The 22,088-nt window shown below is 65.0% G+C and carries 22 protein-coding genes and 1 pseudogene; 11 read left to right on the top strand and 12 right to left on the bottom strand.

Going from position 1 to position 22,088, the window contains the following annotated elements:
- Positions 1–35: 35 nt before the first annotated feature.
- The 5 genes and pseudogenes from AC3ENO_RS14140 to AC3ENO_RS14120 all read left to right on the top strand — a co-directional run.
- Positions 36–248, top strand: a pseudogene (locus tag AC3ENO_RS14140) (IS3 family transposase); the annotation flags it as partial.
- A gap of 141 nt (positions 249–389) precedes the next feature.
- A complete protein-coding gene (locus AC3ENO_RS14135) occupies positions 390–1,187 on the top strand; it encodes a glycosyltransferase (protein ID WP_434971241.1) in 798 nt (265 codons plus the stop codon).
- Positions 1,184–2,377 (top strand): glycosyltransferase WbsX family protein, encoded by a 1,194-nt coding sequence (locus AC3ENO_RS14130; protein ID WP_434971240.1) that lies wholly within the window; start codon positions 1,184–1,186, stop codon positions 2,375–2,377. The genes AC3ENO_RS14135 and AC3ENO_RS14130 overlap by 4 nt, the downstream gene beginning before the upstream one ends.
- A gap of 86 nt (positions 2,378–2,463) precedes the next feature.
- Positions 2,464–3,630 carry a hypothetical protein gene (locus tag AC3ENO_RS14125; RefSeq protein WP_434971239.1) on the top strand — a complete coding sequence of 389 codons (1,167 nt, stop codon included), beginning with the start codon at positions 2,464–2,466 and terminating at the stop codon, positions 3,628–3,630.
- Positions 3,631–3,727: 97 nt separating this feature from the next.
- Positions 3,728–4,906 carry an MATE family efflux transporter gene (locus AC3ENO_RS14120; protein WP_434971238.1) on the top strand — a complete coding sequence of 393 codons (1,179 nt, stop codon included), beginning with the start codon at positions 3,728–3,730 and terminating at the stop codon, positions 4,904–4,906.
- 117 nt (positions 4,907–5,023) lie between these two features.
- On the opposite strand, the gene AC3ENO_RS14115 is transcribed toward AC3ENO_RS14120, so the two are convergent.
- From AC3ENO_RS14115 to AC3ENO_RS14085, 7 genes are all read right to left on the bottom strand, one after another.
- Positions 5,024–5,965: a glycosyltransferase gene (locus AC3ENO_RS14115; RefSeq protein WP_434971237.1), complete on the bottom strand. Its 942-nt coding sequence runs from the start codon at positions 5,963–5,965 to the stop codon at positions 5,024–5,026.
- A 17-nt stretch (positions 5,966–5,982) separates the two neighbouring features.
- The gene (locus AC3ENO_RS14110; protein ID WP_434971236.1) at positions 5,983–7,191 is read right to left on the bottom strand and encodes a polysaccharide pyruvyl transferase family protein; all 1,209 of its coding nucleotides are present in this window, start codon (positions 7,189–7,191) and stop codon (positions 5,983–5,985) included.
- A 138-nt stretch (positions 7,192–7,329) separates the two neighbouring features.
- Positions 7,330–8,700, bottom strand: a complete 1,371-nt coding sequence (locus AC3ENO_RS14105) for a tyrosine-protein kinase domain-containing protein (RefSeq protein ID WP_434971235.1) — start codon at positions 8,698–8,700, stop codon at positions 7,330–7,332.
- 206 nt (positions 8,701–8,906) lie between these two features.
- The gene (locus tag AC3ENO_RS14100; protein ID WP_434971234.1) at positions 8,907–9,110 is read right to left on the bottom strand and encodes a ferredoxin; all 204 of its coding nucleotides are present in this window, start codon (positions 9,108–9,110) and stop codon (positions 8,907–8,909) included.
- A gap of 24 nt (positions 9,111–9,134) precedes the next feature.
- Positions 9,135–10,178 (bottom strand): fatty acid desaturase family protein, encoded by a 1,044-nt coding sequence (locus AC3ENO_RS14095; RefSeq protein WP_434971233.1) that lies wholly within the window; start codon positions 10,176–10,178, stop codon positions 9,135–9,137.
- 276 nt (positions 10,179–10,454) lie between these two features.
- The gene (locus AC3ENO_RS14090) at positions 10,455–10,853 is read right to left on the bottom strand and encodes a type II toxin-antitoxin system VapC family toxin (RefSeq protein ID WP_434971232.1); all 399 of its coding nucleotides are present in this window, start codon (positions 10,851–10,853) and stop codon (positions 10,455–10,457) included.
- On the bottom strand, positions 10,850–11,104 hold the full coding sequence (locus AC3ENO_RS14085) for a type II toxin-antitoxin system VapB family antitoxin (protein WP_434971231.1): 255 nt from the start codon (positions 11,102–11,104) through the stop codon (positions 10,850–10,852). Before AC3ENO_RS14085 ends, AC3ENO_RS14090 begins: the two co-directional genes overlap by 4 nt.
- Positions 11,105–11,252: 148 nt before the next feature.
- Between AC3ENO_RS14085 and AC3ENO_RS14080 the strand changes: the two genes are divergently transcribed.
- From AC3ENO_RS14080 to AC3ENO_RS14070, 3 genes are all read left to right on the top strand, one after another.
- Positions 11,253–11,864, top strand: a complete 612-nt coding sequence (locus tag AC3ENO_RS14080; protein WP_488185788.1) for a hypothetical protein — start codon at positions 11,253–11,255, stop codon at positions 11,862–11,864.
- 1 nt (position 11,865) lies between these two features.
- Entirely contained in the window at positions 11,866–12,552 is a 687-nt protein-coding gene (locus AC3ENO_RS14075) for a nucleotidyl transferase AbiEii/AbiGii toxin family protein (protein WP_434971250.1), read from the top strand.
- Between the two features lie 140 nt (positions 12,553–12,692).
- Entirely contained in the window at positions 12,693–12,959 is a 267-nt protein-coding gene (locus AC3ENO_RS14070) for a hypothetical protein (protein WP_434971229.1), read from the top strand.
- Positions 12,960–12,978: 19 nt separating this feature from the next.
- Here the strand turns inward: AC3ENO_RS14070 and AC3ENO_RS14065 are convergent, their stop codons facing one another.
- Together AC3ENO_RS14065 and AC3ENO_RS14060 are read right to left on the bottom strand one after the other, a co-directional pair.
- A complete protein-coding gene (locus AC3ENO_RS14065; RefSeq protein WP_434971228.1) occupies positions 12,979–13,410 on the bottom strand; it encodes a type II toxin-antitoxin system VapC family toxin in 432 nt (143 codons plus the stop codon).
- A gap of 1 nt (position 13,411) precedes the next feature.
- Positions 13,412–13,684, bottom strand: a complete 273-nt coding sequence (locus tag AC3ENO_RS14060) for a type II toxin-antitoxin system Phd/YefM family antitoxin (protein ID WP_434971227.1) — start codon at positions 13,682–13,684, stop codon at positions 13,412–13,414.
- Between the two features lie 90 nt (positions 13,685–13,774).
- Here AC3ENO_RS14060 and AC3ENO_RS14055 point away from each other — a divergent pair, with 90 nt between their 5' ends.
- Positions 13,775–17,113 carry an SNF2-related protein gene (locus tag AC3ENO_RS14055; protein ID WP_434971226.1) on the top strand — a complete coding sequence of 1,113 codons (3,339 nt, stop codon included), beginning with the start codon at positions 13,775–13,777 and terminating at the stop codon, positions 17,111–17,113.
- 29 nt (positions 17,114–17,142) lie between these two features.
- On the opposite strand, the gene AC3ENO_RS14050 is transcribed toward AC3ENO_RS14055, so the two are convergent.
- The gene (locus AC3ENO_RS14050) at positions 17,143–17,739 is read right to left on the bottom strand and encodes an arsenate reductase/protein-tyrosine-phosphatase family protein (protein WP_434971225.1); all 597 of its coding nucleotides are present in this window, start codon (positions 17,737–17,739) and stop codon (positions 17,143–17,145) included.
- A gap of 114 nt (positions 17,740–17,853) precedes the next feature.
- Here AC3ENO_RS14050 and AC3ENO_RS14045 point away from each other — a divergent pair, with 114 nt between their 5' ends.
- A complete protein-coding gene (locus AC3ENO_RS14045; protein ID WP_434971224.1) occupies positions 17,854–19,302 on the top strand; it encodes an HNH endonuclease signature motif containing protein in 1,449 nt (482 codons plus the stop codon).
- A 132-nt stretch (positions 19,303–19,434) separates the two neighbouring features.
- Here AC3ENO_RS14045 and AC3ENO_RS14040 read toward each other — a convergent pair whose 3' ends face one another.
- Both AC3ENO_RS14040 and AC3ENO_RS14035 read right to left on the bottom strand, forming a co-directional pair.
- Complete coding sequence (locus AC3ENO_RS14040; RefSeq protein ID WP_434971223.1) at positions 19,435–20,046, bottom strand: arsenate reductase/protein-tyrosine-phosphatase family protein; 612 nt, start codon at positions 20,044–20,046, stop codon at positions 19,435–19,437.
- A 148-nt stretch (positions 20,047–20,194) separates the two neighbouring features.
- Positions 20,195–21,058 (bottom strand): hypothetical protein, encoded by an 864-nt coding sequence (locus AC3ENO_RS14035; RefSeq protein ID WP_434971222.1) that lies wholly within the window; start codon positions 21,056–21,058, stop codon positions 20,195–20,197.
- A 173-nt stretch (positions 21,059–21,231) separates the two neighbouring features.
- On the opposite strand from AC3ENO_RS14035, the gene AC3ENO_RS14030 reads away from it, so the two are divergent.
- On the top strand, positions 21,232–22,068 hold the full coding sequence (locus AC3ENO_RS14030) for a CPBP family intramembrane glutamic endopeptidase (protein ID WP_434971221.1): 837 nt from the start codon (positions 21,232–21,234) through the stop codon (positions 22,066–22,068).
- The last annotated feature ends 20 nt before the right edge of the window (positions 22,069–22,088 follow it).

The raw sequence follows: 22,088 nt of genomic DNA, 5'->3' as shown, positions 1-22,088 counted from the left end.
AAACCCAGACCCGAGGCCGATTAGCCGGATAAGCCGGGGACAACGCGGCGATGGAGAGCTTCTGGTCACTTCTTCAAACGAACGTGCTCAACCAGCAGCGCTGGGCCACCAGGCAGGAGCTGCGCCTCGCCATCGTCGTCTGGATCGAACGGAAGTACCACCGCCAGCGAGCACAGGACACCCTCGGCGGCTTGACGCCCATCGAGTTTGAAGCCAAGCTAACCGAGCCGCTCACACTCGCGGCCTAAACCAAACCTGTCACCAGTTCGTTCCTCACGCCCCTCCGCGGAGACCAGTCGTCACCGTAACACCAAGGTCATCGGGACGCGCTAGCATCACGGGCGCAGATCGAAGGGAGAGCTCGTTTGGACGTTGCGGCAGACTGGACGGTGATAACAGTCACCTTTGACAGTAGGGATGACCTACTGGCCAATTGGCCAGCAGATCCGAGATCACGCAATTTTCGATGGATCGTGGTTGACAACGGGTCCACCGATGGAACAGTCGACCTCGCACGGGTGCGCGCCGACCTGGTGATTGCGAACGAGGACAACCGAGGGTTCAGCGCAGGAAACAACTGCGCTCTGCCTCATGTGACCACGAGATTCGTCGCCTTTGCGAACCCCGACGTCAGGATTGATCAGAGTGCATGGGGAGAGCTCACTCGTGTTGCATCCTCCACTGGAGGGCTCGTCGCGCCACAGCTTGTGAACCCCGACGGAAGTCTGCAGCCCAACGCGCGAGGTCTACCCTATCTATCATCGAAGATTCTCAATCGTTTGTCGCCGCGAGGCGCTCGTTCCGCAGGGTATGTCGCCCCTCAGCAACTCGCGGAGCCGACCTATTGTGCGTGGGTTATGGGAGCCGCAGTAGGCGGCCGTACCGAACTACTCCGAGAGCTCGGTGGCTGGGACGAGCGGTACTTTCTCTATTACGAGGATCACGATCTGGGTCTTCGCGCTTGGCGGTGCGGCTACCCAGTTGTGATCGCCCCAGCCGCGCGATGGACCCATGGTTGGGCCCGGGCGACGGCCAGCGCCAACATGAGAGCCTGGGGGTGGGAACTGCGGTCGATGCGCCAGTTCTATTTCACCTATCCCTTCCTTCTCGCGCCGATCTCGCCTTGGAAGTCGAAATGGATGTCAATGATGGCTAGGAGAACCTGGCGGAGAGTCGAAGCAGGATGAAGGTCCGGACGATAGCGTTTTATCTGCCGCAGTACCACAGGATTCCCGAGAATGACGAGTGGTGGGGGGAAGGATTCACCGAATGGACCAACGTTCTCGCGTCGCGGCCACAGTTCGAGGGGCACGTTCAACCCGTTGAACCGGGAGAATTGGGTTTTTATTCGCTTGACGATCAATCCACGCGTGCGCAGCAGTCCAAGCTCGCTCGCGACCACGGCATCGACGGATTCTGTATTTACTTTTATTGGTTCGGTGGCCGTCGACTTCTTGAGCGACCGCTAGAGGATTGGAGGCGCGACGACACCGCTCTTCCCTACTGTCTTTCGTGGGCGAATGAAAGCTGGACCCGCCGCTGGGATGGGAAGAGCCGAGAAGTGCTCATGGAGCAGTCATATGTGGAGGGGTTCGAGGAGGCGCTTTATCGTGATTTGGAGCCACACTTCCTGGCTCCTCACTACATGAAGATGGACGGTCGACCGATTCTGGTCGTGCATCGTGTCGACCTCATCCCGAATCCTGTCCGAACTGCGAATGCGCTGCGCGCCCTCGCTCGGAGCAGTGGTATTGACGACCTCTATCTAATAGCGGCGGAGACACGGCATGGCATTCGACCGGGCGACTACGGGTTTGATGCAGTCGTCGAGTTCCCACCTGTCGGTGCGAACACGCTTGGCTCTGCCCTTATCAAGCCGCTCAAGGGCGTTAGCCCGGAATTCCGAGGGCGACTGATGAGCTATGTTCGCACTGCGAAGAGGTTCATGCGCAGGCGAGACCCTATGTCATTCACGAGGCACCGGGGTGTCATGCCTGCGTGGGATAATACGCCTCGGCGCAAGTCGCGATCCACCATCTACGTTGGATCGAACTCCACTACGTTCGGGGAGTGGTACCGCGCATCCCGACGCGTCGAGGAAGCCCGTGGAGGGAGGGGATTGGTTTTCGTCAACGCATGGAACGAATGGGCTGAGGGGGCACACCTCGAGCCAGACAGCGCGCGAGGGGTCTCCTATCTGCTCGAGTTGGCGGGAGTGTCTGGTGAGAGCGTATCGGACCCGCTGGGCACTCAAGAGTCATATGGTCGCGTCTGGAGCGCGCCGCAGCTGAGAAGTATCGTCATCGCGGCCGCCGGGTCGACATTGGCGGTAACGCGGCGGGCGAAGGACGCAGTCGCCAGAGTGTGGCGCCCTTGAGCCTCCGCGTCGCCGCCCCAGAGATAGGCCGCTTGAGGAGCCGACGTCGGACTCCGAGGCGGCACCTGCCGCCACTCGGAGAGATCATGCGGTCCCCGTTCACAGCTATGGTGGCATGGGTCGTAGTCGCGACCTCGCTCTACGGACTCGGTTGGACCCGCCTGTTTGGACCTCTCCGGGGCGACACCGCGCTTTTCTTGTCCTTCGTGGGGTTGCTGTTTCTTGTACTGGCGACGGCAGTGCCAACGACAAGGTCTGCGGACCCTGCGGCCCCCGTGCGTGCAGTCACAGTATTCGCGATCACGGCTTACTATTTCGTCGCATACGCGGCGAGCGGTGGCGTACCCTTACTTTTGGTAATGAGCGGAGGCGCCTACGATATATATGGGTTTGGCATTGAGGGCTTGCATATATTCGCGCTTTGTCTTACAGGATACTACGCAGTCAGGCTCTTTCGTGCCGCCATCACACGAGGTGGAAAGTGGGTATGGATAGGCTGGATTTGGCTCACTCTACTTGTAACTTCCATAGGCAATCGTAGTGCTCTATCCTTCCTCGTCTTCGCCTGTGCATTCTTGCTTCTGCGGCGGTACAAACTAAACGCAGCGAGCATGGTTTTCGCCTTGGCTTTCGCTATCGCATTCATGCTGTTCTTCGGAGGCTTCGGGGATGTGCGGCTCAGCTTTCAGATTGAGCAGGCCACGTCTCAGCAGGGTTCGTCGAGCGCGATCCTCAACTTATCCGGTGCTACACAGCGCTTCTCAGAGACAGGGTTGCCTCCCTCGTCTCTTTGGCTATATATGTATTTCGTCTCGCCTGTTGCGAACCTAAATCAGGCATTCGCATACGCGGGCGGAGGTCTGTGTGGTCAGAGTTGCGACCTCGCGGGACTCTTGGTGCACGGATTCGTCCCGGACGCGGTCGGTCAGCGATTCGCGGAGTTGTTCAGCGTGCCACGATTCGATAAGTCGGCGTTTCTAATTGCGCCAAATCTGACGGCATCGACGCTTTTCGGTAGCGCGGTAGGTTACGCAGGTCTCTTGGGGGGAGTGCTACTTCTCATGTGGGTCGCGGTCGTCTGTATTCTGGTGATGCGCCTCCTTGCAGGGACGGACGTGTACGAGGAGGGTGTAGCGATTCTCGCAACGGTTGTCTTCTTCTCCTTCTTCGAGAACATGATTGCGTATTCGGCGCTGTCGCTCCAGCTCGTTTTAGTCCTTCTCCGCGGTAGGCTACGGATTCGGTGGTTGTAACGACGATCCAGCGCGGCAGGTTTCGCCGGCAGGAGGCAATGAATTGAGACGGCCATCGAACCTAGGTGTCTCTTTGCTTGGTAGTGCACTGCCAGCCATGATCGGTGCCCTAGCGACGGTCTGGCTGGCGAGGGCATCGGCGCCACAACTTGCGATTTCCGTCCTTGGCATTTGGACGGTTCTCGGGCTGCTAACACTGACGGATTTCGGACTCACACGAACTGCGTCAAAGCTGGCGGCGTCCGGAATCTCTCCATTGGTTGTTTCCCGAACTCTGCGCTCTGCGAGTGTGATTGCAGGCACGGCTACAACGGCTGTGCTCGCGGCGGGTCTCACGCTCGTCGGAGCCGACGCGTTCTTCTGGCTGCTCCTGGTGCTCCCGGTTCTAGCGACGCTGCAGTTCCCGTTAGTGGGGGCGCTTGAAGCGCAAGGAGCTTTCGGTGTTGTCGCAGGTCTGAAGACGCTCAATGCAGTTGTTGTGTACGCCGTACCAACTGCTATTGTCATCCTGATCCCGACTCGGGTCGGCCTTGCGCTCGCGGTTTTGGCGATCATTGTTGGGAGGGTGACGCTGTTCTTGCTGCTGGCAGCCAGTGTCTCCCGGTACCGTCCCGCCACCCAACGCGAGGGTCTGGGGAGACGCGAGCACTTTCGGGTGGACAAGGCCTACTTGTGGATTGCTCTGTCGAGTCTTCTTGGACCCGCGCTCCTCTACGCGGACCGCCTCGCTCTGACCATAGGCGGCGTCCCCGATAATGTTTGGATTTCCTACGTTGCCTTATCTGAGTTGCTGATGAAGACCTACATTTTGCCGAGCTCGGTGATGGCGGTGGTATTCCCCTGGCTAGTTAGGAACATGCAGACAGAGATTCGGCGCATTCGTTCTTGGTATGCTTGGCGGCTTCCGGCAGTCACCCTAGCTTTTGCGGTGCCGGTAGCTTGTTTGACTGTGCTACTCCCAGACGCACTCTTTGACATTCTCGGGATCGACGCCTTTGCTGGAGACCTGCGGGCTGTGGCGCTCGCGCTTGGTGCGTCGACTGTCATCAACTGGTCTTCCCAGGCGTACATCGGCCTACTGCAAGCAACTCATTTCGAGTTTGCTCCCGCACTTGTGCAATTCGCGCTCGCTGTCCCCTACGCCATTGTCCTTGTCGCTGCCGCGGCGTCGGGGAGCGTGGTGCTGGTGGCGTTCGCGGTCTTCGCTCGAGTATTGGTGACGTGGGCGACTTTGGTGCTCGTAGCGGCTCGGGTGCTACGCGGTTCGGCCCCGTGAAGCCGAGGTCACCGCGACCGACGCATGCCGCTTCGCCGGGAAGTTCCGGTTGGAGAACCTCCCACAGGGACCGCGCTGGACGACTTCGTACTCGACGCCGCCAGCGGCATCGACAAGTCACTGCTCGCTGAGCTCGGCACCTGCCGATTCCAAAGGGGGGATCGCGCGGTCGGCTTCTCGCCAGAACGCCGCGCCGATGAGAAGCGCGGCGGATCGCCCGACGGGTGCTTCTCGTCGCGCGACGGCGGCGAAGGTGTTGGATAGCAACTGGGGTGTGATATGACCTTTGCTGAAAAGGTCTAGTTGTTCGTTGCTTACTCCGAGCCGATGGCGTGCCCATGTCGCCATCGTTACGCGCCAGTTCCAACGGTGGGTAGCGAGATGCCTTGGACCGACGCGGCGCCGAACGTTGCCCAGAAGTCGGCCGAGCAGGCTTCGTCGCCCATGTTCTCCGAGCACGTTGGAGTCGTGCTGCACGTAGTCCTGCATGCGCTCATCCAGCATCTCAATTGATCCCAGCACCAGGGCTAGCACCGCGAGCCAGTGATCGTGATAGGCGGCATCGGTCGGAGGCGGAAACGGAACGCTGGCGGATATCACTTCACCGGCGACTACAGCCAGGCTTCCCGTCAATTGATTGTCAATCATCGTTCCCCGTAGCCCGGTTGATCGTCGAGTCGTGCTCGCCAGCTCGCGCCCAGATTCGTCAATCACACGCGCTTGTGCCGATACCGCCAGCACGCCTCCGCGACCTAGCCGGGAAACAAGCGTCGAGAGCTTGTCGGGATACCAGTAATCGTCCTGATCGGCCAAGGCCACCCAGCTCGCGCCCACTGCCATCGCCACGATCCGCTCGAAATTTCGGTAGAAGCCGACGTTATGCTCAAACTCAATGAGCTTGAACCGCTTATCCTCCCGAACGAACTCTTGGAGCAGCCTGAAGACGGTTGGATCGCGACCGTCGATCCCAACGATGCAAGTCCAGTCCTGGAGGGTCTGTGACTGGAGGGATTGAAGTTGACGTCTAAGCAGCGAGGGGTCTGGCCGGTACACAGCCATGCAGATCACGCCTTGCGTCAACTCGGCACTTCCTCGGACTCGTGAGATTCGCGCAGCACGTCGGCGAAGATTGGAAGCAGCGGGAGCGAGGCAATCCGTCGCAAAGTGGGCACCCGCCCATCGAGAATTTTCCTCCAATGATCGCGGTTCGTCACGGCGTCTTCCAAGGCTCTGGTGATCCCATCGGATGACGCCACGTTCACGGAGAGGGCGAGAGGAAGTAGGCCTAGGTAACTTGCCGCTTCGCTCATCTTGTTTTCGTAGGCGAGACTGATACAGGGGACCTTCTCGAGGCCGGCCAGCACGAGGCCGTGATAACGCATGGACACTACGGCCAGAGAACGAGCAATGACTCCCCGGTAGTCACCTAGCGACTCAATAGAGGCGATCTCGGAGTTGCAGCCTGCCTCCGTCAAACCCGAATGGAACCTAAGCAAGAAGGGCTCCTCCGAATGACGGCCATAAAGATGCGGGAGTATCTTCACTGGGATACCTTGCTCATTGGAGAACCGAGCGATCCCGGTTATGATCTCGTCGAGATAGCTGGCGCGCTTGTCGGCCTGGAAGTCTCTGTGCCAGTTGCTCAGTTGCGTTGGAACTACGGCTACGTACTTTTCCTCGTTGGTCGTGAAGTTGTGCGCTTCGGGGAGGAGGAACGCAGTGTCCACCCCGAGCACGGACGTGATGCCTTTCGACGCGAGATATTCTTGGGACCTCTGCTCTCGGACGAAGACGAGCGATCGCTTCAGGACATACCTTGCGAGAGCATTGAACAGGCGGGAGTTGCTGGGCCCGACCGTATTCTGGACGAATATCGGCCGGGTACCATCTAGCACCAGGATCAGTAGTACGAACAGGTACATCCAGTCTTTGTAGATACCGAGGTTCGACCCCGCGGGAGAGACAAGCACCGCCTCAGCGGAGCGCGTCTTCTCGAGCAGTAGGTCAACCTCGCGTGAGGGGGCGAGTCGAGCGAAACGACGGAAGACCTGCCACGCGAGGTGGCGGCGGGTATCGCTGATCCCCGAAGTCACGTCAGGCGCGTGGTTGGCTTGGATCGCCAAGTACTTCGGAAGCGTCTTGCTATTCGCGTGCCAAATATAGAACACGTCTATCTTGCTCGGGTTGAGTGCGGCTAGTCCCTCGATCAGGGCTCGGCCAGCTGCGTCATCACCGAAATTGTTCGTGTGCTGGTTGACGATCACAATCGATGGGCCGGATGTCATGAGGCCTCCAGATCCTGCGGTGTGACGGTTGGTGGTAATCCTGGGGCAGGAGTCATCCTGTAGCTTTCTGAGCTCGGAACCGCGTGATTTGGCCGTTTGGCCAAGCGCACGATGACATGCGATCACTCAAGTTGTGACTCATTGATTCCTTCCGTATCCATATCCGTATCCGTATCCGTATCCGTACATGTAAGAGTCCGGTCCTTTCGTCGGCGCCATCGTCATTACGAGGCCCGCGACCTTCGCACCCACGGTCTCGAGCGCCTCGAGAGCGCCGTCGAGCTGGTGGGTGGTCGTGCGGCCGGCGGCGGTGACGACGATTGCGCCGGCGGTGAGGCGCGACAGCACTGCAGCATCCGTCACGGGAAGCAGCGGCGGTGCATCGCAGATCACCACGTCGAAGGTCTTCGCGAAGTCGTCGAGGAGCGCCTTCATCTGCGACGACCCCAGCAGCTCGGACGGGTTCGGCGGCACCTTGCCGGCGGGGAGCACGTAGAGCGGGCGACGACCCCACGGGAGCATGACGTCGGTGATGTTTGCCCGTCCGATGAGAACGTCCGTGAGCCCCACCGCACCTTCGATGCCGAGGTAGTCGGCGACCTTGGGCTTGCGCAGGTCGGTGTCGATGAGGGCGACGCGCTTGCCGGCATCCGCCAGGGCGATCGCAAGGTTCACCGCCGTTGTCGACTTGCCCTCGCTCGGGATGCTCGAGGTCATCACGAAGCTCGTGCCGCCATCCATCTCGATGAACTGCAGGTTTGTGCGCAAGGCTCGGAAGGACTCCGCGCGTTGGTTCGTCGGGTCGGCCTCGAGGATGATCGGCCGCTCTGCCGCCTTCGGGTCGAAGGGGATCACACCGATCAGTGGGCGATCCGAGAGCTGTGCGATATCGCGCGCGGTGCGGACCTTCGTGTCGAGCACCGTGCGCAGGATCGCGATCGCCACACCAAGCGCCAGACCGATCAGGCCGCCGAGCGCGAGGTTCAGAGGAACATTCGGGCTTACTGGAACCATCGCGGGCAGGGCCGGACGAATTACCGTGGTCTTCACCGGACTTGCGGTGAGCCCCGCTGTTGTCTCGATATCTTCGACAGCGTCGCCGAGGCTTGCTGCGGTGGCGTTAGCGACGTCTGCCGCAAGCTGAGGGTCGGCATCCTGCACGGAGATGTTGATAGCCGTGGTGTTGAGCGGCGCAGAGACCGTCGTGATCTCGGCCAGTTCTTCGGCTGTCATGTCCAGGCCGAGCTCGTTGATGACGGGGTCGAGGACGAGAGGTGACTCTGCGACGACGACGTACGTCGCAACGCGCGCCTGCGTAAACGAGGAGCCCTGCTGCAGCTCCTGGATCGCCCCGGACGTCTGGGTCGACACTGCTACGGTGCTCGTCGACTCATACAGCGGCGTGCGTGTGAGGGAATATGCGGCGGCGGCACCGACACCGACCAGTGTCAGCGCAAGAATGATGAGCCAGTTCTTGCGCAGGATGTGCAGGTAGTCGCGGAGCTCCATGGTGCCTCTCGGTTGGGGTTCCTGCCGACTATCCTCACACACCCGGTATTTCGTGCTGGTATCCAGTCGGTATCGGGGAGGAGAGGGGCTCGCTCAACGGGTGGGTGGTGGGGGCGTTTCGACTCGACTTGCTCGGGAGGCGATCGAGGCGCTGTCAAGGCGTGCTGCGCCGTCCCCGTACCCCGCGTAGGGCAGCCGTCGAGAGCTCAGTCCTCGTCCTGGAGTCGGATCGTCGCGGACGGGCACAGCTCTTCGGCCTCCCGCGCGGCGGCCCATTCGGTCTCCGGGGGATTCTCGTTGAGAACGCTGACGAATCCGCCGTCCTCGTCGCGGTTCGCGGACACCCTCGGCGCCAGACGCCCACAGGTGCCGGAGGCGATGCACGTGGTCGGGTTGATCGTGACCTTCATGGGCTCTCCTGGGTGTGGCGCGGCTCAGCCGCGGTACTGCCGGACGAGGGGGCAGGTGTACGGGTCGCGATTCTTGAGCCCGACCTGGTTGAGGTAGGCGATGATCGTTCGGCACGCCTCGCCAAGCGTCGTCTCGGCGTAAGGGATCCCGTGCTCGGCGCAGTGCGCTCGCACCAGCTTCTGGAGGGCGGGGAGGTTCGGGCGCGGCGCCCGAGGGAAGAGGTGATGCTCGATCTGGTACTCGAGACCCCCCATGAGGACATGCACGTGAGGTCCTCCCCGGACGTTGCGCGACATGTACACCTGGCGTCGCAGGAAGTCGATATCGGCGTCGTGCGGAACGGTCGGCATCCCGATGTGATTCGGTGAGAACGCCCCGCCGAGCAGAAGGCCGAACACGGCGACCTGCACCAGCACGAACGAGATGGCCATCAGCGGCGGGAGCACGACGAACAGCAGCGCCAGGTAGCCGAACACGCGGATGCCGACGAAAAGGATCTCCGTCCAGCGGAACCTCACGTTCTTGCCGGTGAGGATCGTCCGGAACGAGTCCGCGTGCAGGGTGAGGCCCTCGAAAAGGAGAAGCGGCAGGAAGTAGTAGCCCTGATAACGGCCGAGCGTGGCCGCGAGTCCGGTGCGCTGGTCGGTGCCTCCCGGGGTGAATGACAGGACGCCGGGCTCGGCATCCGGGTCCGCCCGCTCCTTATTGGGGTTGGCGTGATGACGGCTGTGCTTGTCGACCCACCAGCCGTAGCTGAGGCCGGTGAACAGTCCGGCCAGCACGCGGGATACCCATTCGTTCCGGCCCCGGGAGATGAAGATCTGCTGGTGCGCGGCCTCGTGGCCCAGGAACCCCAACTGCGCCATCACGATCCCGAGCAGCGCGGCCAGGATCAGCTGAAACCAGGTTGCGCCGAGCAGGACGACGCCGACCAGGATTGCGACGGTGGCCGTCGTGCACACGAGCAGCATCGTCCAGTAGAAGCCGTACCTGCGACGCATCAGCCCGGCATCGCGTGCCTTCATCGAGAGCTGACGAAACGCCTCCACATAGCGATCACCACCCACTGCCGTCTCCCATCCGATCTCGCTGGGCCGCTGGTCGTGACACTACGAGGTCGCTCGGCATCGCCCCGAGGGTCTTGTGCGAAGCGCGTGTGCTCGTTAGGGCACGTGGATGGGCGACGCCGGGCTGGCGGTCATCAGCGCGGCCGAACGCGGCTTAGTCGAGGATTCGCGATCGCCAACTCGCGGATTCGCGATCGCCAACTCGCGGATTCGCGCTCGCATGAGCCGTGCGGAAGATCGCGTCGGCGCTCTTCGTTGGGGAGGGGGACAAGTGGCTCAGATCGCGGCGGCGATGTCGGTCTGCGCGAAATCCTCACCCTTGAACAGCAGTGCGGCGTTCAGGCTCCGCGCGAGAGCATAGGAGTAGCAGTCGCCCATGTTCAGCGAGGCGGCGTGGCGACCCTTGCCGAATCGTCGCCACGCTGCCGTGGCGATCGCGGACTGTGTGGCGTCGAAGGGCGCGACCGTGACGCGAGCACGAGAAATGAGTGCTTCGAGGTCCTGCGTAGCCGCCGGCCCCTGACGCGATTCGGCCACGATCGTCGCCTCCACGAATGTCGCTGCGCTCACGTGCAGATCGCCGGCATTCGCGGCGATTACGCGGGCGAAATGTGACGCATCCTCTTCGCCGAGGACGATCGCCATCAACGCCGAGGTGTCGAGGGCGATCGTCATCGTGGAAGCCCTGCCTCGTCGTAGCCGATGATCTCGTCGGCAGAGCGCGCATCCAGCGTCGTCCGATCGCGCCCTCGGGAGATGATCGCCTCGAGGTCGGCCTGCACGTCAGGTGTCGTGCTCTGTGCCCTGACTCGATCGAGGCGCTCTGCGAACGCCCGTCGCGCGGCAACCGTAATGCTCTCCCCTGTTGCGGCGGCGAGAGCCCGCACGAGGCGATCCGCTTCGGGGTCCTTAATGTTCAGCGCCATAGGCGGATTCTACCAAGTGAGGAAGAAAGGAAGATAGTTAGGAATACCGAGCCAGGCGATCCGCGCTTCTCCTTCTCGGTCGATTCTTGATTCCACTAGTAGGTAGATTCTTGATTCCACCAGTGAGTAGAATCAGCGGGGAAGGAAAGTGATGCGCGAAACGGATGCCGTCTGGCGGACCTTGGTTGATGCTGCCCTCGCCGGGCGGAGGCAATGGAAGAACGCCGGTGATCTCGCGTGGGAAGCCGGCGTCGGGGAAAAGATCACCTACAAGGCACTGTCTCGTCCGGCTGCGATCGGTGCAGTGACGAAACACCCCGGTGGAGGCTTCAGTGTGTCGGATCCGGAACGGGTTCTCATGCTGCTCGCGGCAGCTCGAACACTCGCGGGCACACGCGGAACCGGGTTCGCCGCGGCCCAAGACCTCGTCGCGCGTACGCCTGAATATGCGATTGGGGGTACTCGTGCAGCGGCTCATCACCTCGGTGGTCGCAATCTCATCGCGAATCACGGAATCGCAATGGTCTACGTGCCCTTCAATACGGATCTCGATGGACTTCCTCCCGGCGACGATGCGCTCGTGATCACGGTCGACCAGCACACGCTTGCGAGGTGGAACGACGGGTTCACCAGTCCTGCACAGACCTACGCGGATCTCTTCGCCCAGCCGGGATGGCAGGCCAGCGAGTTCCGTCGTGCCCTGTGGCGTGAATGGTTCGCGATTGACGATTGGGCGCGGGCGGAGGAACGCGTTGGCTGAGGTGCCTCTCGATGACGAGGGACATCTGAGGTTCGTCCTCGACTACCTGGGCCACGAACTCGAGCCGTCGATCCTTATCGGAGGGTGGGCGACGTTCGCTCGCGTCGGCGGTGACATCAGCCGTGACATCGACCTGATCATCGGCTCACATGAGGTGCGGGAGAAGGTCAGAGGCGCCTTGTCGGAGCTGTCGGAGTCCAGCCATCTGCAAGGAACAAAGTGGCGCGGTGAAGTCGAGGGTGTCCACGTCGATGTGTACATTCCACACCAGTCCGAGCTCGGCGGAAAGCTCCGTCTACGGGTTGAGGTTCTCGCTGACCACACGGAAGACCTCGGCCAAGGCAAATGGCGACTGCTCACGATCGACGCTCACACGGTCTCGAAGATGGCCGCACTGCTGGATAGGCCCGACACCGAAAAGGGATTCAAGGATGCAAGGGAGATCCTGCGCCTTCTCGAGACAGGCGTCGACGCGTCGTTGGCGTGTCGCATACTCGCGCGTGCGTCGGCCAGCCCAAAGTTGGAGCTCGTGAGCCACGTCGACGCGGCTTTCGATCTGCTGGGCGCCCGCTCTGGTGCGAACAAGGCACAACGCGAACGCATTCGTCGCTGGCGCAGGGAATGGGTGGCTGCCATCGCGAGAGAAGTGGAGTCCGCCCCGCAGCGTGGCAGGCCGGCCCTCGACTGAGCGCCCGACGCCCGCGAAGGCCGCGATCGCCGCAGGCATCCTGGCTGCGGAACCGATGGACGTTCCTGATCCAGAGACCTGCGCGCCGAACTCGAACTCATCCGCGGATATGCGCCCTTCTCTGGCGCACACTGGAGAACATGGAGGTCGGCGTGGGGATGGACACACTTGCCGTGATCGTCGCGCTCGCAGTTGGCATCGTGGGCCTCGCGACAACCGTAGCGGCGTCTGCGCGACGCACCCGCGTCGAGTTGAAAGCCGAGTTCGCGACGGAGATTTCTCGCCTCGGCGACCGCCTCTCGCGGCTTGACGACCGGGTGTCTCGGTTGGATGACCGTATCTACGCACTCGCGGCGGGTCTCGCACCGCGTCTTGCTCCCGCGGGTGACGCTCCGCACGACGAGTAATCGGCGTTCGTCGCTCCCATCAACAGGATGTCGGTGGCGGCGGCAATCTCGGGGTGTCGCGACCGGGCTGTGCGACATAGATCGCGAGAGCGGCGGCGGCGTCGGCTTGCCGGTAGTCATAGGTGACGACCGCGCGAAGATCATCGCCGAGCTCCAAAGCGGACGCGAGATGCACGGCATCCAATGATCGAAGAGCAGCCGGCTGGAGGGTTGCCGCGCGCTCGAAGATCGCGGTGCTCAGCTGCAGCACCGTGAGCGAGTCCAGCACCTCCCGCGCCCGCACGATGCGCTCGGGCGCGCCACCGCGCACTGCGCGCAGCAGTTCGGTGCGGCAGAGGTCACTTGTCACGGGCACGCGATCCGGTGCCTGAAGCCATGTCAGCAACGCCGCCGACTCGGTCTCAGCGACCACGAGCTTGACCACTGCCGAGGTGTCGAGGTAGCACGCCATCTCAGAAGCGCTCGTCGTCGCGCGTGTCCGCCAGGTCTGCGGACAGGGGTTCGCCGGGAGCCGGCGGCTGCAGGGCGCTGAGGGAGCGGCTCGGAACGCGCGCCCTGCCCGCGTTGATCAGACGCTGCAGCCCCGACTCTGGGATCGGTGAAAGCTGAGCTACCGGACGACCGCGATCGGTGATCCACAGCGTCTCGCCCGCCGCCGCTGCCGCGACCACGGCCGACGCATTCTGCTTGAGTGCTCGAATCCCCACCTCGTCCACGTGCTTCATTGTAGAACGTTGGGCGGTCGGTTGGTGGGTCGCCGGGCATCCCCACGGCGGCGATGCAGCGATGTCGGTGGAGTCTGCGACGATGGACGCATGGACTACTGGCATGAGGTTGCTCGCGCGGTCGGGGGAGCAAACTACGATCGCGCCTGGAGTCTGAATGCGGCCGGTCGGGTCACGCTCGTCGAGCTGGATGCAGGCAGCGCCGAGACCTCGGTCGACGCGGTCGTGCGCGATCTTACGTCGCACGGGGATGACGTGCTGGTGGTCTCGCTCGAGATCGAGCCGGCTCGCGGAACGCTGAGCGCCTACTGCAGCTGTGAGCACGCTCCCGGGTGCACGCATGTCTGCGCCGTGCTGCTGGCGCTTTCGGATGCCGACCCCGGCACGAGCACGGGGGCCTTCGGGCCTGCGGCGGGCGGGCGCGGGGGATCCGGGCCCCGTCAGACCGTGCCGCCGTGGCAGCGCGCCCTCGACGGTTTGCTGCCGGCATCCGACGAGAACGCCGTCGAGCTCTGCGTCTTCATCACGGTCCAGACGCCGCCGACGACGCGCTGGAACAGAACGCCCCCCAGCCCGAGCCTGGTCGCCCGGCCCGGGATGCGCGGCACGCGGGGTGCCTGGATCAAGGGCCAGGCGCGCTGGGGGCACCTCGACGGGCTGCGAGCAGATCCCGGTGCGCTCGCGCTGCTGCGCGAACTCGACATGCTCGACGCCGACTCCTACTCGTGGGGCTACAACTACCGCGATCAGGAGTGGATGCACCTCGACCGGCTTCCCTCACGGACCCTGTGGTCGCTGCTGACCGATCTGCAGGCCGCCGGCGTTGCGCTCGTGTCGCCGGGCAAGGCGCAGCATCCGGTCCGCCTCGACGGTGAGCCCATGACCCCGCGCATCACGGTCGCCGAGAACCGCAAGCGCCTCTCGGTGCGCGGCGAGCTGGTGGGTGCGGGCGGTGCCGACGGCGAGTCAGGTGCTGGTGGTGCGGAGGGTGAGTCGGGTTCGGGAGGCGAGTCGGGTGCGGGCGGTACGGATGCCGACACCTCGGGCGGCGAGCTGCTGTTCGTCGGTGCGCCACCGATCGCCATCGCTCGCGTCGCCGGGGCCGGAACTGCGGGCGAACGCATCGTGCTGCATCCGATCGACCCGCCGCTGTCGGAGCCGATGCGCGAGCTGCTGACCGCCGCGAAGCCCATCTCGATCGACACCGACGGCCGGGATCGGTTCGAGAGCGACTACCTCCCGCGGCTGCACGCGATCGCACCGGTCACCTCGCCCGACGGCAGCTACGCCGTACCCGCGCCGCCGCGTGCCGTGCTCGAACTTCGCGTCGACCACGGCGACGGCCAGGCGCACCTCACCTGGCGCTGGGACAGGCTGGGCGGCAGCATCCGCCCCGATCCGATTCGCGAGTCCGGCATCCTCGAGGCCGTGCGACGCGCGGCCGGCGCGCACGCCGAGACCGTCGTGCAGGCCGCGGGCACGGATGCCTCCCGCTCCGCCGCCCCGCCCGACCAGACTCTACGCGGCGCTGCCGCCGTGCTCTTCGTCGCCGAAGTGCTGCCGGGACTCCGCACGCTCGACGGGCTGCACGTCATCGAAGACGTCGAGGCCCCGAGCTTCCGAGCCGCAGCGCAGGCGCCGGATGTCTCGGTCACCGCCCAGCCCGGCACCAACGACTGGTTCGACCTCAGCGTGCAGGTGAGCATCGAGGGCGAAGAGGTCGACTTTGCGACACTGTTCCGCGCGCTCAGCGACAACGAGCCGATCCTCGTGCTGCCCAGCGGCACCTACTTTCCCCTCGACACCCCCGAACTGCAGCGGCTGCGCGATATCATCGCCGAAGCGAGCGCGCTCTCGGATCGCCCCATCACCTCGGCGCGCGTCAGCCGCTACCAGGCAGACCTCTGGGAAGAGCTCGTCGAACTCGGCGTCGTCGCCAGGCAAGAGATCGAATGGTGGATGCGGGTGCGTGGCCTCAACAACCACGACCAGCTCACCGCCATCGAGCCGCCCCACACCCTTCGCGCGGATCTGCGCGACTATCAGCGCACCGGACTGTCGTGGCTGCACTTCCTGCGTACGCACCAGCTCGGCGGGGTCCTCGCCGACGACATGGGCCTCGGCAAGACCCTGCAGACTATCGCGATGATCGAGAAAGCCCGCGTCGATGCGCTCGAGACGGGCGACGCGCAGCATCCGCCGTTTCTCATCGTCGCCCCCACCAGCGTCGTCGGCAACTGGGCTGCCGAATGCGCCCGCTTCGCCCCCGACCTGCGCGTCGCCACGATCACCGCGACGGGAAACAAGCGCGGCGCGGCGCTTGGCGACGAGGTCGCCGGAGCGCATGTCGTCGTCACGAGCTACGCCCTCTTCCGACTCGAATTCGACGCCTACGCCGCGCTCGACTGGCAGGGACTCATCCTCGACGAGGCGCAGCAGATCAAGAACCCGTCATCCCAGGGCTACAAGTGCGCGCGGATGCTCGACGCACCCTTCACGCTCGTCATCACCGGGACACCGCTCGAAAACAACCTCCTCGAACTCTGGGCGCTCGTCTCGCTCGCGTGCCCGGGACTTCTCGGCGGCCGTCGCACCTTCACCGAACACTTCCGCACCCCCATCGAGCGGGAGCGCGACAATGAACGGCTGCGGACGCTGCAGCGCCGCATCCGTCCCTTCCTGCTGCGCCGCACAAAGGAGCTCGTCGTCGCCGAACTCCCGCCCAAGCAGGAACAGGAACTCGTGCTCGACCTGCACCCCACCCATCGGCGACTCTACGATCGGCGGCTCGCTCGCGAACGCCAGAAAGTGCTCGGGCTGGTCGACGACGTCGAGGCGAACCGGTTCCAGATCTTCCGCTCGCTCACCCTGCTTCGTCAACTTTCGCTCGCCCCCGACCTCGTCGACGAGGGCGACGCCCCATCCGCGAAGCTCGACGCGCTCGTGGGTCTGCTGCGCGAAGCATCCGCCGAAGGGCACCGGGCGCTCGTGCTCAGCCAGTTCACCCGCTTCCTCACTCGCGCGCGGGATGCCGCGACGGATGCCGGCATCGCCTCGCTCTACCTCGACGGGTCGACCACCAACCGTCCGGCGGTCATCGACCAGTTCCGCACCGGCGACGCGCCAGCCTTCTTCGTCTCACTCAAAGCCGGAGGCGTCGGACTCAACCTCGTCGAGGCCGACTACGTCATCCTGCTCGACCCGTGGTGGAACCCGGCCGTCGAGGCGCAGGCCATCGACCGCTCACACCGCATCGGTCAGACACGGCCCGTCATCGTGTACCGGCTCATTTCCAAAGGCACGATCGAAGAGAAGGTCATGGCGCTCAAGACCAGCAAAGCCCAGCTGTTCGACCGGGTGCTCGACACCGACGGCGACGCCATCGGCGGCGGGCTCTCTGCTGACGACATCCGCAGCCTCGTCGACTAACCCGCGGGCCGCCAATCGCCGTCTCGTGGTCAGGAGAGCGCGGCACGGATGACGCGGGCTACCTCTTCCACGGCCGGGAGCAGTTGGCTCATCGAGGTCTCGTAGGTGCTCCAGCTGCGGCCCGCGGGATCGAGGACGTCGTCCTCTGCCGGATCGCCGGGGGCATCCACGGTGCCGCGCACGCTCAGCACGCGGGCCAGGGCGGCACGGAAGCGGGCCTGGGGATCGTCACCGGCATCCGTCGCGGCGTCGCGGATCTCGGCATCCGTCACGTGACGGGACAGGCGAGTGAACTCGAGGATGGTGAAGGTCTTGCGCAGCAGCGACGGATCGAGTTCGACGACGGCCTTGCGGTGTGCGCGGGTCATCGCGAGCACCAGGTCACGACCGGCGAGCACCGGCTCGGTGACCCGCTGTGCCGCATGGGCGTCGACCTGCGCCGCCGGGATGCCGAGCTCAGTCGCGATCTCGCATGCCTGCTCGGTCATCGCCTCGCCGGGGCGCGGCTGGGTTCCGGCGCTCGCGACCTCGACCGGGAGGTCGGCCAGCAGCAGACGCAGGTACAGCTCCGAGAGCGGGGAGCGGACGATGTTGCCGGTGCAGACGGTGAGGATCTCGATCGGCATGAGGTGAGGATACCTGGGGTGTCGTTTCCTCCCCAGGCGAGCATCCTGGCCGAGTGCATGAGTCGTATATTTGTACTTATCTCAATGTCGGAGGGTGGTTATAGTGTCGTATACATGAACGATCCGCTGGTCACTCTTCTCGACGCCATCGCCGGCGTCGGCGACGCGTGGCCGGTCTCTGCGAGCGGGCAGCGCCTGGCGGTGGAGTCGCTCGACCAGGCGCAGTTGGTGGCGGCGAACGAGAGCCTTGGTCGTCTGCGTCGACACCTGGATGCCGTGCATTCCCGTGTCGCATCCGAGATCGCCCGGCAATCGCGCCCCGAGCTTGGACCCGACGGGCTCGCGAAGAAGCACGGCTATCGCAATCCGATCGCGCTCGTCGCTGCCACCACGGGAACCACGAACGGGGATGCTGCGCGCCTGGTTGCGGTCGGGGAGGCCACGACGCCCCGGCGGACCTTCAGTGGCGAGGACGCGCCGGCTCGGCATCCGCATGTTGCCGCGGGGCTCGCCTCCGGCAGCATCGGAATGCCCGCTGCGTCGGCGATCATCGCGATGCTCGACCGGGTCGCGTTCCGGTGCGACCGCGAGACGCTGGATGCCGCCGAGCAGACCCTCGTGCAGCAGGCCGCTGGACTCACCCTCGACCAGCTCGCGAAGGTCATCGCGCGCGCTGAGGCGCACCTCGACCCTGACGGGCTCGAGCCCAAGGAGTCCGAACTCCGCGCCGACCGATCGGTGCACATGTTCGAACGCGCCGGGATGCTCCACCTGCGCGCGACCCTCGACCCCGAAACCGCCGCCCCGGTGAAGACCGCCATCGAAGCACTCGTGTCGGCGGAGTTTCGCGCGCAGACCGACGCGCAGCGCGGGAGTGGCGCCGGGGCCCGTGCAGCGGGCGCGGGGGTCGGTACAGCGGGCGAAGGCGCAGGGCCTGGCGGCCAGTCAGCGCTCGCTCCCACCGACCCGGATGCGCCGCGGCGTACGGTGCCGCAGATGCAGGCCGACGCGCTCGCGCTGATCGCGTCCCACTTCCTCGGATGCGACACTAACGACGCGCCCGTCCACGGGGCCACCGTCATCGTGCGCATGACCCTTGACCAGCTCACCACCGGTGCGGGGGCGGCGCTCATCGATGGAATCGACCAGCCCGTCACCGTCGCCACCGCCCGGCGGATGGCAGCGGGCGGGGGAATCATCCCCTGCGTCCTCGGCTCCCGCGGCGAGATCCTCGATTGGGGTCGCGAGAAGCGGCTCTTCACCAGAGCGCAGAAGCTCGCGCTCGCCGAACGCGACGGGGGATGCGCTGGATGCGGACTCCCACCAGGAATGACCAAGGTCCATCACATCCGATGGTGGGCCAGAGACGCCGGGCCCACCGATCTCGACAACGGGGTCCTGCTCTGCGACAGCTGCCACCATCGCATCCATGACAACGGCTGGGATATCCGGATCGACGGCACCGGCATCACGGCGCGGGTTTGGTTCATCCCGCCCGCACACGTTGACCCCTGCCGCGCGCCCAGACTGGGCGGCCGAGCGCGCTACGACTACGCCGCATGACGGCCGGACTACGCGGCATGAAGGCCGCACGAAGGCCGCGCGTACGCCGCACGAAGGCCGCGGGTGCGCCGCACGAAGGCCGCGGGCACGCGTCGGTGCCAGGGAGCTAGCTCTCTGCGTGGGTGGCTTTGCTCAGCGGGACGGGACCATCTGACTGACCAGATCGGCGTAGGCCACAAGCGCATCCAACGCGGGGACCATTTCGTCGACCGCGCGGGCGTAGTGAGCACGGCGGCGGGACAGTTCGGGGTCGAACACGTCATCTGCCGTAGGGTCACCCGGCGGGTTCGTCGTCCCGCGGATCTCGCGCACCTGCTCGATCGCGGCGCGGACACGCGCATCCGTATCGTCGCCGGCCCGCGCGAGCGCGTTCGCGAGAGACCCGGCATCCACCGCGGCCGAAAGCCTCGCGAACTCGCGCATCGTGAACGACCGCCCCAACGCGCTCAGATCGAGCCGCACACACGCGCTGCGGTGCACACGGGAGGCCCCGAGGATGATGTCAGCCTGCTCGACGAGCTCGCGCGTGAGCCGCTGCGGTCGGTGCGCCTCGGCATCCGTCATCGACAGACCGAGGTCTCGCGCGGCGTCGCGGGCTCGCCGGGTCATGCCATCGCCAGGGCCCGGATGCGTGCCGGCGCTGCGGACGGTGACGGGCAGGTGCGCGAGCCTGTCGCGCAGGTACAACTCAGCCAGGGGCGACCGGATCATATTCGCGGTGCACACCACAAGGACATCGACCATTGATTCCCAGATCTCTTTGGTCAACTAACTTCGGGTATCGACGTCCCCGTCCCCACGCGTGTCGACAGAACTAACACTAGGGGGTGAAATGTGAACGGTGGGTTTCGTGGCCGGTGTCGAGGTGCGTCACCCGTTCGAGTGGTCCCGCTCAGCGGGCCGGGGTGAAGGCGTCGCCTGCCCACACCCACGGCACGCCGTCACCGTCGAGGGTGATCGCGACAGCGGCATCGGTCGGCAGGCCCGGGACGCAGGATGCGGCATCCGGCTCCGCGACGACCAGCCCGTCACAGGATGCGGCATCCGCTCGCGCGGTCGTGATCTGGCCATCGCCGGCGACGGTCAGCGCGAGCACGCCCGGCTGATCAAGAGGCGACCATGTCGTGGCATCCGTCGACTGGGAGGCAGCCGACCCGCAGATCACCGCCGTCGTGTCGCCGCCCGCGCGCACACCGGTCGGGGTCGCGCAGGGGGCGTCGAGCGTTCCCGCGGGGGTCACGACCGCGACGGGATTCGCGGGGTCCACATACGTCGACGAGGCGAGGATTTCATCGTTGGGTTCCCAGAACTGCCCGTCGGTGAAGGTGCGCATGCCCTGCAGGGTGCAGTCCGCGCCCATCAGGGCGACCATCTGCGCCTGATCGCCCGTGTACGGCGAGAGCGAGAGCACCTGACCGATGCCCAGATACCGCGGCGTCACATCCGACCACGTCGCACCGGCATCCGTCGAACGCTCCAGCAGCGGCTCGACCGACCCGCATGCCCCCGCGGTCGCGCGCCACAAGACGCCCTCGGATGTCGCCAGGAACCGTTCGGCGGCGCCGGCCGCGGCCTCCACCGTCGGCGTCGGCGTCGGGGTGGGCGTCGCACTCGGGGTCGTCACACCCATCGTCGGGGTGATGCGTGGCGCCTCCGTCGGGGGAGGGGTCTGCGTGCGCGTGATCGCGAGCCAGCTGAGCCCGCCGACCGCGATGATCAGCACCGCGACGATCGCGACCGACACCCAGGTGGGCACACTGCCCCGTGAGCGGCGTCTCGGCGTGCTCGAGCGGTAGGCCACGGCGGTCCTCGCGTGTCGGCTGATGCGGCGGGCGAAACAGGATCCGCTCGCGTCGGCAAAGCGGATGGAAGCGTGTGGTTCCGGCGCCGAACCGGCGAGGACGTCCCCCGACAGGTACCCTGGCGCCTATGACGGAGTCTAGCGCGGGGACGATACGTTCGCGGGATCGCAGCTCGTCGCGGGGGTCTTCCGGGGGCGCATCCCGGGGGTCCGAGCGGCGCTCCTCCCGGGGCTCGGGGCGGCGCGAGAGCGCCCGTCACACCTGGCGGTCGGGCGGGTCATCCGTCGCCCGCTGGGACTGGGAACTCGTCGGCTGGGCAGTGCTGCTGCTGGGCGCCGGCATCCTGCTGTCGACCCTCGCCGACCGGCTCCTGGGCGGGACGCTCGGCTCCGGGCTCTCCCTCGCCGCACTCTGGGGCGGGATGCTTGCCGCGATCATGCTCGCCTTCGTGCGCTCGCGGCCCCGGACGCTGCTGCGCTTCCACCCGTTCGACCTGCTGTACGGACTGGTTCTGGGTGTCCTCCTGCGTCTCGTGCAGGGCTTCTTGGAGATCGCCGGCACCGGAACGGCGGCGTGGCCCTCGATCGCCACGGTCGATGGCCGGCTCCCGGCATCCTTCTGGTTCGACGGTGTGCTCGCGCCGATCGTGATCTCGCCCCTGCTCGAGGAGTTCTTCTTCCGGGCGGTGCTGCTGGTGGCGATCTTCACGGCAGTGAGACGGATGACGGACTCGCGCTCCTGGGCCGGGTTCGCTGCGATCGCCGCGACGACCGTGCTGTTCGTCGGCCTGCACCTCGTGTTCGAGGTCTACGCGTGGTGGTCCCTCGTCTCGATCGCGCTCGTCGGTCTCGTCTGCGGCGGACTCGTCATTGCGACCTCCCGCATCTGGGGCGCCGTGCTCACGCACGTCGTCTTCAACGCCGTGTTCGTCGGCATGCTCGTCATCGGAACCGTCGGCGCCTAGCCGCCTCTCCTCGCTCACGC

It is taken from the genome of Microbacterium sp. bgisy207 (genome assembly GCF_057706855.1).
Note: the sequence above shows the minus strand (reverse complement) of the source record. Positions and strands in the feature narration are given on the sequence as shown.

What these genes read in the sequence shown, in the direction of transcription:
- AC3ENO_RS14045 (WP_434971224.1), top strand. Translation starts at nt 17,854, where the DNA reads ATGAACGATCCGCTGGTCACTCTTCTCGACGCCATCGCCGGCGTCGGC.
- AC3ENO_RS14110 (WP_434971236.1), bottom strand. Translation starts at nt 7,191, where the DNA reads ATGACATCCGGCCCATCGATTGTGATCGTCAACCAGCACACGAACAAT.
- AC3ENO_RS14055 (WP_434971226.1), top strand. Translation starts at nt 13,775, where the DNA reads ATGGACTACTGGCATGAGGTTGCTCGCGCGGTCGGGGGAGCAAACTAC.
- AC3ENO_RS14100 (WP_434971234.1), bottom strand. Translation starts at nt 9,110, where the DNA reads ATGAAGGTCACGATCAACCCGACCACGTGCATCGCCTCCGGCACCTGT.
- AC3ENO_RS14105 (WP_434971235.1), bottom strand. Translation starts at nt 8,700, where the DNA reads ATGGAGCTCCGCGACTACCTGCACATCCTGCGCAAGAACTGGCTCATC.
- AC3ENO_RS14040 (WP_434971223.1), bottom strand. Translation starts at nt 20,046, where the DNA reads ATGGTCGATGTCCTTGTGGTGTGCACCGCGAATATGATCCGGTCGCCC.
- AC3ENO_RS14130 (WP_434971240.1), top strand. Translation starts at nt 1,184, where the DNA reads ATGAAGGTCCGGACGATAGCGTTTTATCTGCCGCAGTACCACAGGATT.
- AC3ENO_RS14065 (WP_434971228.1), bottom strand. Translation starts at nt 13,410, where the DNA reads ATGGCGTGCTACCTCGACACCTCGGCAGTGGTCAAGCTCGTGGTCGCT.
- AC3ENO_RS14115 (WP_434971237.1), bottom strand. Translation starts at nt 5,965, where the DNA reads ATGGCTGTGTACCGGCCAGACCCCTCGCTGCTTAGACGTCAACTTCAA.
- AC3ENO_RS14030 (WP_434971221.1), top strand. Translation starts at nt 21,232, where the DNA reads ATGACGGAGTCTAGCGCGGGGACGATACGTTCGCGGGATCGCAGCTCG.
- AC3ENO_RS14085 (WP_434971231.1), bottom strand. Translation starts at nt 11,104, where the DNA reads ATGGCGCTGAACATTAAGGACCCCGAAGCGGATCGCCTCGTGCGGGCT.
- AC3ENO_RS14120 (WP_434971238.1), top strand. Translation starts at nt 3,728, where the DNA reads ATGATCGGTGCCCTAGCGACGGTCTGGCTGGCGAGGGCATCGGCGCCA.
- AC3ENO_RS14125 (WP_434971239.1), top strand. Translation starts at nt 2,464, where the DNA reads ATGCGGTCCCCGTTCACAGCTATGGTGGCATGGGTCGTAGTCGCGACC.
- AC3ENO_RS14090 (WP_434971232.1), bottom strand. Translation starts at nt 10,853, where the DNA reads ATGACGATCGCCCTCGACACCTCGGCGTTGATGGCGATCGTCCTCGGC.
- AC3ENO_RS14060 (WP_434971227.1), bottom strand. Translation starts at nt 13,684, where the DNA reads ATGAAGCACGTGGACGAGGTGGGGATTCGAGCACTCAAGCAGAATGCG.
- AC3ENO_RS14050 (WP_434971225.1), bottom strand. Translation starts at nt 17,739, where the DNA reads ATGCCGATCGAGATCCTCACCGTCTGCACCGGCAACATCGTCCGCTCC.
- AC3ENO_RS14070 (WP_434971229.1), top strand. Translation starts at nt 12,693, where the DNA reads ATGGAGGTCGGCGTGGGGATGGACACACTTGCCGTGATCGTCGCGCTC.